This is a genomic window from Paenibacillus sp. SEL3 (genome assembly GCF_054602585.1).
The window spans coordinates 5,662,501-5,673,257 of record NZ_CM137725.1 but is presented as its reverse complement, the minus strand read 5'-3'; the positions used below and the strand labels follow the sequence as shown (position 1 = coordinate 5,673,257).

Below are 10,757 nucleotides of genomic sequence, written 5' to 3'. Positions count from 1 at the left end.
CCGTCTCTCTCCTCACAAAATAGATATTTGGTAAAAAGGAAATTCGCATATTCATGCGGTTTGTTCCTCGGGATGCTTTCGAAATTGAAGCTCATACAGCTCTGCATAATGGCCGCCCTCGGCAAGGAGCTGATCATGGGTACCTTGCTCTTTCAGTTCGCCATCGGCAAGGACACAGATCGTATCCGCCCGTTCAATCGTAGACAATCGATGGGCAATAACTAATGTCGTACGATCCTTCATCAACTCATTTAAGCCCTGCTGGACTTCATATTCCGATTCTGCATCCAAAGCTGAGGTCGCTTCATCCAATAGCAAAATCGGTGCATTTTTGAGCAAAGCACGGGCAATTGCAATCCGCTGTCTTTGACCGCCGGACAAATTGGCTCCGCGTTCACCGACAATCGTGTCGTACCCCTCTGGCAACTCGGCTATGAAGCCGCTGGCATAGGCTGTTTTGGCTGCAGCCTCCACTTCCTCATCCGTGGCAGTCGGTGAGCCAAAACGGATATTATCCGCTACTGTACCGTGGAACAGCGTAGCCTCCTGTGGTACATAGGCCATCAAATCCCTGACCTCATCCAACGGAAATTCTTCTGCCAAACGACCACGAACCCGCAGCACACCTTCATCCGGTGGGTAAAATCCCAGCAACAACTTCATGACTGTGCTTTTGCCACCACCACTCGGACCGACAAGTGCAGTGACCTGCCCTTCCGGCACGACCAAGTTTAACCTTTGCAGCGTTGGATGGTCAGGCTGATAGCCAAAGGTGATGTCGTGCAGCTCCAGCGCAGCCGGAGTCTGTTCAATGGCGTGGTCTGAACGTAAGGTTTCAACATCGCCATAGAATTCCCCAGATTCACGGGCTGATAAAGCTGCCGTCTCGGGATCGCTAAGCCTAGTCAGCGGTCCCTTCTTTTTAGCCGCGGGGAACTGTTCCTCTTCCTTCGACTCATCCAGAATTTCGCGGATACGCGCCAAGCCTGCCAAGGAGTTTTGTAACAGTGTTACAGCCGCCCCTAGCTCCAAAAATACCGTTGAAATACCGGTTTGCAGTTGTACAATCTGTCCCAATACTCCCAGTTCCATTTGCTTCTGCGATACCAGAATCAATCCGGCGACAAGCACACCGCCCAGCGTAATGAACTCTATGACAAAATTGCACATATCCTGCAAGCCCATATGACGTCCCTGCCGGATGCTGATGCGATTGATGTCCTCGCTTGCATCGTTACATAGTCCACCTACCTTTGTCCTCAACCCAAACAACTTCACCGTCTGCAAACCGGAAAGCAAATCACTCAATCGTTCCGTGAACCTGCTCATCCGTCCCTGTAACTCTTCACTCGTCTTTCGCATTTTCTTCGCGAAATGAGCATTTATCCAGGCTGAAGCCAGCCCAAGTACAACCGCCATAATCCCAAATCGCCAATCCAAAGCCATCAAAATGACCAACGAGCCCAAGAAAAGCGAAATTTCCAGTATAATCGAGCGAATATGAACGGTGTAAGCCTGCTCTAGCGCCTGTACATCGTTCGTCATACGGGATACAAGATCACCCGAATGGTGTTTTTCGGCTTTTTCGTACGATAGCTTGACAATGTGGCCAAATAGTTTCATTCGTACATCAGCAATCGCCAGCTTTACACACCGTTTATACATATAGCTGCACAGGGGGGAGATAAGACTTAATGCCAAAAATGTACCACTGACCAAATAGACCGCTCGGTATAGCTCCTGTACATTGCCATTAACCGCGAAATTCAGCAAATAATGCACCACAAAAGAAAGTAAAATCGTGATGCTGGCATTGGTCAGACTATTGCCAACCAGCCCGGTAAAATACCATTTTTGGTGCGGCTTCATCAGGGACATCAACTGCTTAAATTCATAAAACCCCTGCTTGAAGGTCACGACGCTCACCCCTTTCCTCAGGCAACGAATTACCGTTTTCCGTCGTATGCTGTTCTTCTTCAAAATTTTTCAAATACAGCTTTCGGTACACACCATCACGACCCAGTAATTCCTCATGAGAACCCGATTCCACAATGCTCCCCTGATCGAGTACAATAATGCGGTTCGCCTGACGTACGGTTGACAGTCGATGAGCAATGACCAGTACCGTCCGGTTTTGCATTACCGCATTCATCGCATTCTGCACCTGAGCCTCCGACTGACTATCGAGTGCTGAAGTCGGCTCGTCCAATAGAAGTAGCGGAGCATTTTTCAATAATGCTCTTGCTATGGAAATACGCTGTTTTTGACCGCCAGACAATCCGCCTCCCCGCTCGCTCAACAGGGTTTCATAGCCCTCGGGAAGTTGAACAATAAAATCATGCGCATGTGCCGCTTTCGCCGCCTCGACAATTTCTTCTCGAGTCGCCTCCAAACGTCCATATCCGATATTTTCTGCAATGGTGGCCGGAAAAAGCGACGGCTCCTGAGATACCATCGAAATATGACTGCGCAGGCTTGTTAAATTCCAATCTGTCAAACTCTTTCCAAATAGTTGAATGGTTCCAGCATGCTCTCCAGGTTCATTAAATCCGCAAAGCAGCTTGAAAATCGTGCTTTTACCCCCACCGCTGGCACCGACAATCGCGACCATATCCCCTTGCCCTGCCTGGAAGCTGATATCCTTCAGCACTGTGTTCCCTTCATCGTAGCCAAAGGTCAAATGCTCAAAGCTGACTACAGCAACACTATCAACGTCATCATCACTTTCTGCTCCGCCTTCACTCATTCGGTTGGCTTCCCCATCTGCATCGTCTTTCAAATGAGGCGCCCTATTCTCTCGCTTCTGATCTACCAAGGTCATTTCGCCGTCCTGACGTTCATTCTGCCAATCCAGCACCTCAAACAAATGCTTTGCGGCTCCACCCGCTTCCTTCATTTGCGAAATGATCGTCGGCAGCATGGCAATCGGCTGCAATATGAACGAAATCAGGTATAAAAAAAGTACAATGCCTCCAGCATTCAACTCTCCATGTTGTATCAGGTATCCTCCGTATACAATGACCAAAATAATCGGTGTTGCTAGCATCATCACACCTACCGGAGTAATGGCTGCATAGCGCTTTTCTAGCCGTAAGCCGCGCTTGACGACCCCCTCCATAATCACCATATACTTCTTCAACAGCACAGCTTGCATATTGAATGCCTTGACGATAGGGATTCCTCCGATTGCATCTTGCCCCACAGCGTTCAAATGAGCAATTTTCTCCTGAAGATCCGCGGAGTATTTTTCAATTGGCTTGCTCATTAGTGATGTTATGATCATTCCTATTGGCATGAGCGCAAGACTTGCCAATATCAGTTTCCAGCTTGTCAGTAAAAGCAATATGAGTGATGCCGTAAACACGAGCGGTAAATAGAACAGATTGGCAAACTGCTGGATAAAAAAGTTCTGTAATACTGCCGTATTATTGGTTAGACGGGATACCAAATCTCCGGTAAATTTCCTTTCCACGCTGGAAACCGGTAAATCGCAAAACTTATGTACGAGATCGCCTCTCAAGTCGCGCAGAGCACTAACACTAAATCGCGCTGAAGCGTACCTCATCACAAACTTACAGGGCATTCCAATTAGCGTCATACCAACAACCAGATAGATCATGTTCTGGGTAGAGGAGAATGTCCCCTGTGCCATTTGCTCAATGGCCTTACCCAAAATAATGTCAATAGCTGCCAAACACAAGGAGGTGATCACCGTTATGAAAACCCATAGATTATACGGCCTTACATAACGTGCGAGTCTCCGAAAAGCAGAATTTAATCGAAACAAGGGCATCCCTCTTTTCGCTGCCCACACTTTTTCAGTGCGAACTTTTTATATTGGCTGTGGACGTCGTTGAGATAAACTCTGGGTTTGGATGCATGAGTATCCGTACAGAATAAAATGCGATTTTGAACTATGCTGGAATTTACATCTTGGTGTGGGTTGGTTGTTGATTGTTGCTGAGATGGTAATAACGAAGTGTATCGTGATGTGTGGGACATTTAACTCTGTCTGAATCGTGGTTGTAGGGTGCTTGTGTTGTAAGCTGTATGAGCTCCCGCCGCGTGGGCCATCGGCGAGGATGTAGAAAGAATGTTCTCGACTGTGCTCATAACCTCTTGTTCTTGTTCATGGATGAAAAAGTGATTACCTTCGAACATTCGAACATCCATAGGTGATGTCGTATGCTGTTGCCAGGCATGCAGTGAATCTGTGCTAACCTCAAAATCCTTCATTCCGCCTAAAACAGTCATCGGACATATCAATGGATTTCCCGGCTGATAAACATAAGTTTCACATACCTTAAAATCTGCACGCAGACGAGGCATAATAATTTGCATCAATTCTGCATTTTGCAGCACCTCTTCAGGTGTTCCCTGCATCAAACGAAGCTCTTCGGTGAAAGAATCGTCTGCTAAATCATGGAGTCGTTTTTTGGAATATGGAATATGTGGTGCGGATTTACCGGATATGATGATATGCTCAGGTAGCTTTCCAGTTTTGCTGTACAATTGCCGTGCTGTTTCAAATGCAATCAGTGCCCCCATACTGTGTCCAAAAAAAGCGAACGGCTTATGTATGTATGGAGCCATAGCTGGAACCAACGATTGAACGATGTCTTGAAGAGTATCCATTGGAGCTTCTGTTGAGCGGCTTTCACGTCCTGGAAGTTGTATAGGCAACACGGTAATGTCAGGCGCAAACCTGGACTTCCAAGAGTTAAATATATAAGCACCACCACCGGCGTAGGGAAAGCAAAATAGTTGGAGCTTCGTAGTCGGTTGGACCTCTGTTTTCGCGAACCAAGATTGTGATCGAGTTGTCATAAGAATTCCTCCATCCTCTATGCAGTTCATAATTTTACAGTAAATCCTTATATCTCTTTTTTTCTTCCAACACTTTCTAACTGTTTTTAAATATACAAACTTTAAAACCACTTGGCATGGGACAAAAGGGCTAAATTGATAGAGCTCATAAAAATAAAATAAAATCCATATTATGTTATTTGTTTCCAAACTTCAAAAGCAACAATTTCACTTTTTGTATGAGTTATCTGTCAATCATGATCTGTTAATTTAGTTTAAAACAAGATTTCAGGTTTTCACGAATTTTGTAAAACTGAACTCATTTTGATTTACATTGAGGTCCAACCCCTTATCCTACAACAATTTTATCTTTACTTGCCATTAACATAAATGTAACAAATTCAACCTGATATCATCCGACAAATTCCGACTTTTTCCGCAACTCTCTTCAATCACCTAAATATTGGATTGGATTTGTATCAAGCTCACATAAGACAAAATTAATAACTCTTTATTTTTGTAATAAATATTGTTATTCCATAGTCATAAAGGACCATTTTTTTCATATTTTTTTCTGACTCTTCGTCTAAAAAATCCAGTTCGAATTGAATTTTTCTCTCCTAAATCTATGAATTTTCTTTTCAAACTCTAATAAAAACGTTTCTATCTCGCTTCAAAAGTACCTGTTCTCTAGAAATTTATAGCCTTACTTTTAATCTTTCACCCTCTCAAAAAACAGTAACGGCAAACAGCAAGGCTCCCCGTTGTTGGAGACTTGCTGCTTTATAAATTTCATTATGTTTGACTTCACTATCGGTCGATATGCAGAGTGTTGTAAGCTTTATTGTAGTTATCCCCCAATCTTATTAATTTAGTGGAATGGAGTATATGTATGGGTTCATGTATATATAATTTCCAAAATGCGAAAGCCTTATGGTATACAAAAAGAGCACAGCCCATTAAGGCTGTGCTCTCAGGCTGTCGAGAAAGTCTCGACAGCCTATTTTATGTTAATTTTGTTTAAGACGACACCGCGTTAATGTTGTATAATATAGGTAACTATTGTAGAACGGATGGTGTTGATATGCTACGCTCCAACCGCGAAAAACAACAATCCTACGAATTTGTTTCCATCGAAGATCTGGTTCCTCAAGATCACTTGCTCCGCAAAGTAGATAAGTATATCGATTTTTCGTTTATCGATGATAAAGTTCGACCACTGTATTGTGCAGACAACGGGCGTCCTGCCATTGATCCTACCGTATTGTTTAAAATGATCTTTCTCGGTTATTTCTATGGCATTCGCTCAGAACGGCAACTCGAGCGAGAAATTCAGACGAACCTAGCTTATCGTTGGTTTCTGAGGTTGGGCTTAACGGATAAAGTTCCGGACCATACGACGATTAGCTGGAATCGTCGTACTCGCTTTAAAGACACCACGATCTTTCAAGATATCTTCGATGAAATTGTGCTGCAGGCGATCTCTCACCGAATGGTGGGTGGGCGTGTTCTCGTCACCGATTCCACACACGTCAAAGCCAATGCTAACAGGCACCAGTACACCAAAGAACAAGTGTTGCAGAATACTAAAGACTATATGGACGAGCTGAACGAAGCGGTGAAGGATGACCGGAGAAACCACGGAAAAAAGCCTTAAAATCCCGAGAGGAAGTGAACGAAGAAAAAGAAATGAAAGTGAGCAAAACAGACCCGGACAGCGGCTATATGATCCGTGATGGCAAGCCCGAAGGCTTCTTCTATCTGGACCACCGCACGGTGGATATGAAGTACAATCTGATTACGGACGTGCATGTGACACCAGGGAATGTACATGATTCTGTCCCCTATTTGTCCCGTTTGGATCGCCAAAGAGAACGTTTTGGTTTTCAAGTAGAAGCTGTTGCACTAGATTCAGGTTATTTAACAACGCCGATTTGCCAAGGTTTGCAGAACCGAAAGATTTTTGCCGTGATTGCTCACCGAAGATTCCATCCCAGACAAGGACTGTTTCCGAAATGGAAGTTTGAATACGATGCCAAACGCAATGCGTATAGATGCCCAGCCCAACAGGAACTGCCCTACCGAACGACGGACCGTAAGGGATACCGGCAGTATGCCTCTGACCCAGCTCAGTGCCAGCATTGCCCACTGCTAAGTCAGTGTACCCAGTCTCGAAACCACCGCAAAGTGGTGACTCGGCATGTCTGGGAAGACAGCAAAGAGTGGGTACGGAGCAACCGGCTGAGCCCATCTGGTAAAAAGCTGTACCGCAAACGAAAAGAGACGATTGAGCGAAGCTTCGCGGATGCCAAAGAGCTCCATGGGTTTCGCTATTGCCGTTTGCGCGGTCTTCCAAACGTCAGGGAACAAGCCCTTATGACGGCAGCCGTGCAGAACATGAAGAAGATGGCGATCCACCTAGATCGCCTGGAGAAACAGGGGTAACCCCCCCTGCTTCTCCAGAGACCAGAGCATTATGATGTAAAAAGGAAACCCACGTCTCAAAATGACGGGGTTTCTCGACAATCTGAGAGCACAGCCCATTAAGGCTGTGCTCTTTTTATCGTGCTTGGCGACGTCCTACTCTCCCAGGACCCTGCGGTCCAAGTACCATCGGCGCTGGAGGGCTTAACGGTCGTGTTCGGGATGGGTACGTGTGGAACCCCTCCGCTATCGCCACCAAACATGAATTTGCTACGCAAATTCTTCCGTATTGAAACTCGGTTCATCACAGCTGTGTGAATGAATTTCAATGCGTATTTCGTATGTATCTTGTACATACCTTCAAGGTTACACCTTGAAAACTGGATCCGAAACTCATTTGCGTTTTATTCTTAGGATAAGCCCTCGACCGATTAGTATTGGTCAGCTCCATGCATTACTGCACTTCCACCCCCAACCTATCTACCTCGTCGTCTTCAAGGGGTCTTACATACTGGGAAATCTCATCTTGAGGGGGGCTTCACGCTTAGATGCTTTCAGCGCTTATCCCTTCCGTACATAGCTACCCAGCGGTGCTCCTGGCGGAACAACTGGTACACCAGCGGTACGTCCATCCCGGTCCTCTCGTACTAAGGACAGCTCCTCTCAAATTTCCTACGCCCACGACAGATAGGGACCGAACTGTCTCACGACGTTCTGAACCCAGCTCGCGTACCGCTTTAATGGGCGAACAGCCCAACCCTTGGGACCTACTTCAGCCCCAGGATGCGATGAGCCGACATCGAGGTGCCAAACCTCCCCGTCGATGTGGACTCTTGGGGGAGATAAGCCTGTTATCCCCAGGGTAGCTTTTATCCGTTGAGCGATGGCCCTTCCATGCGGTACCACCGGATCACTAAGCCCGACTTTCGTCCCTGCTCGACTTGTAGGTCTCGCAGTCAAGCTCCCTTCTGCCTTTGCACTCTTCGAATGATTTCCAACCATTCTGAGGGAACCTTGGGGCGCCTCCGTTACTCTTTAGGAGGCGACCGCCCCAGTCAAACTGCCCACCTGACACTGTCCTCGCACCGGTTCACGGTACCAAGTTAGAACCTAGATACGATCAGGGTGGTATCCCAAGGATGCCTCCCTTCAAGCTGGCGCTCAAAGTTCTACGGCTCCCACCTATCCTGTACAGATCGTACCCAAATTCAATATCAAGCTGCAGTAAAGCTCCATGGGGTCTTTCCGTCTTGTCGCGGGTAACCTGCATCTTCACAGGTATTAAAATTTCACCGGATCTCTCGTTGAGACAGCGCCCAAGTCGTTACGCCATTCGTGCGGGTCAGAATTTACCTGACAAGGAATTTCGCTACCTTAGGACCGTTATAGTTACGGCCGCCGTTTACTGGGGCTTCGGTTCATAGCTTCGCCCGAAGGCTTACCACTCCCCTTAACCTTCCAGCACCGGGCAGGCGTCAGCCCGTATACTTCGCCTTGCGGCTTCGCACAGACCTGTGTTTTTGCTAAACAGTCGCTTGGGCCTTTTCACTGCGGCCCCCTCGGGCTATTCACCCTACCGAGGCACCCCTTCTCCCGAAGTTACGGGGTCATTTTGCCGAGTTCCTTAACGAGAGTTCTTCCGCGCGCCTTAGAATTCTCTTCTCGCCTACCTGTGTCGGTTTGCGGTACGGGCACCTTCTCCTGGCTAGAGGCTTTTCTTGGCAGTCTGAGATCATGACCTTCGCTACTACAATTTTCGCTCCCCATCACAGCCCAGCCTTAACGATATGCGGATTTGCCTACACATCAGCCTCACTGCTTAGACGGACATCCATCCGTCCGCGTCACTACCCTACTGCGTCACCCCATCGCTCATAACGGATTACGGTGGTACAGGAATTTCGACCTGTTGTCCTTCGACTACGCCTATCGGCCTCGCCTTAGGTCCCGACTTACCCTGAGCGGACGAACCTTCCTCAGGAACCCTTAGGCTTTCGGCGGATCTGATTCTCACAGATCTTTTCGTTACTCATACCGGCATTCTCACTTGAATGCAGTCCAGCGCTCCTTACGGTACACCTTCAACCCGCATTCAACGCTCCCCTACCCCTGATGTAAAGCATCAAGCCATAGCTTCGGTGGTGTGTTTAGCCCCGTTACATTTTCGGCGCAGAGTCACTCGACCAGTGAGCTATTACGCACTCTTTCAATGGTGGCTGCTTCTAAGCCAACATCCTGGTTGTCTGTGCAACTCCACATCCTTTCCCACTTAATACACACTTGGGGACCTTAGCTGATGGTCTGGGCTGTTTCCCTTTCGACAATGGATCTTAGCACTCACTGTCTGACTCCCGGAACTAAATCTATGGCATTCGGAGTTTGACTGAGCTTGGTAACCCTTGCGGGCCCCGCACCCAATCAGTGCTCTACCTCCACGATTCTTCTTTCCGAGGCTAGCCCTAAAGCTATTTCGGGGAGAACCAGCTATCTCCGGGTTCGATTGGAATTTCTCCGCTACCCCCACCTCATCCCCGCATTTTTCAACATGCGTGGGTTCGGGCCTCCAGTGCGTGTTACCGCACCTTCACCCTGGACAGGGGTAGATCACCCGGTTTCGGGTCTACGTCCACGTACTAAAGATCGCCCTATTCAGACTCGCTTTCGCTGCGGCTTCAGCTCTTCACCTTAACCTTGCACGGGAACGTAACTCGCCGGTTCATTCTACAAAAGGCACGCCATCACCCCTAGATCGGGCTCTGACTTCTTGTAAGCACACGGTTTCAGGATCTATTTCACTCCCCTTCCGGGGTGCTTTTCACCTTTCCCTCACGGTACTGCTTCACTATCGGTCGCCAGGGAGTATTTAGCCTTGGCAGATGGTCCTGCCGGATTCATACGGGGTTTCACGTGCCCCGCACTACTCGGGATCCGTCTCGGAGAGAACCAGTTTTGAACTACAGGGCTTTTACCTTCTCTGGCGGGCCTTTCCAGACCTCTTCATCTAACCGGTTCCTTTGTAACTCCATGTGAGACGTCCCACAACCCCAAGGAGCAAGCTCCTTGGTTTGGGCTAATCCGCGTTCGCTCGCCGCTACTGACGGAATCACTATTGTTTTCTCTTCCTCAGGGTACTTAGATGTTTCAGTTCCCCTGGTCTGCCTCTATTCTGCCTATGTATTCAGCAGAAAGTGACTGTCGATGAAGACAGCCGGGTTTCCCCATTCGGACATCCCCGGATCAAAGCTTGCTTACAGCTCCCCGAGGCTTTATCGTTGTTCGCCACGTCCTTCGTCGGCTCCTGGCGCCTAGGCATCCTCCGTGTGCTCTTTGTAGCTTAACCTAGTATTTACATCGTAAATACGATTTGCTTTGAATTTCGGTTCAACACTTACGTGTGAATGAAATTCAAGGCAGCTACCTTTGTTTCACTTGTTTACACAAGATCAGCTTAAAGGAATATTCTAAAACGCAATTTCGTTTCGGTATCCAGTTTTCAAGGTGCAATTCGCTTCTCCGAAGCGAAACCC

The 10,757-nt window shown here is 47.5% G+C and carries 4 protein-coding genes and 2 rRNA genes; 1 reads left to right on the top strand and 5 read right to left on the bottom strand.

Annotated elements, in window-relative coordinates; genetic code table 11:
• Nucleotides 1–51: 51 nt before the first annotated feature.
• The 3 genes from ACYCS5_RS26255 to ACYCS5_RS26245 form a co-directional block, all read right to left on the bottom strand.
• On the bottom strand, nt 52–1,917 hold the full coding sequence (locus tag ACYCS5_RS26255) for an ABC transporter ATP-binding protein (protein WP_340955368.1): 1,866 nt from the start codon (nt 1,915–1,917) through the stop codon (nt 52–54).
• Nucleotides 1,892–3,787, bottom strand: a complete 1,896-nt coding sequence (locus tag ACYCS5_RS26250; protein ID WP_459760338.1) for an ABC transporter ATP-binding protein — start codon at nt 3,785–3,787, stop codon at nt 1,892–1,894. Before ACYCS5_RS26250 ends, ACYCS5_RS26255 begins: the two co-directional genes overlap by 26 nt.
• 215 nt (nt 3,788–4,002) lie before the next feature.
• Nucleotides 4,003–4,827 (bottom strand): thioesterase II family protein, encoded by an 825-nt coding sequence (locus tag ACYCS5_RS26245; protein ID WP_029517088.1) that lies wholly within the window; start codon nt 4,825–4,827, stop codon nt 4,003–4,005.
• A gap of 1,063 nt (nt 4,828–5,890) precedes the next feature.
• Between ACYCS5_RS26245 and ACYCS5_RS26240 the strand changes: the two genes are divergently transcribed.
• Nucleotides 5,891–7,251, top strand: a protein-coding gene (locus ACYCS5_RS26240) for an IS1182 family transposase (protein WP_459760337.1) whose coding sequence is annotated in 2 segments (ribosomal slippage) — nt 5,891–6,458 and nt 6,458–7,251 — 1,362 coding nt in all. Because the reading frame shifts where the segments join, the coding sequence is not laid out codon by codon here.
• A gap of 122 nt (nt 7,252–7,373) precedes the next feature.
• Here the strand turns inward: ACYCS5_RS26240 and rrf are convergent.
• A 5S ribosomal RNA gene (gene rrf / locus ACYCS5_RS26235) occupies nt 7,374–7,490 on the bottom strand.
• 151 nt (nt 7,491–7,641) lie between these two features.
• Nucleotides 7,642–10,570, bottom strand: a 23S ribosomal RNA gene (locus ACYCS5_RS26230).
• Between the last annotated feature and the right edge of the window lie 187 nt (nt 10,571–10,757).

Bases quoted from the DNA above. Each gene is read 5' to 3' on its own strand.
- ACYCS5_RS26245 (WP_029517088.1), bottom strand. From the start codon at position 4,827: ATGACAACTCGATCACAATCTTGGTTCGCGAAAACAGAGGTCCAACCG.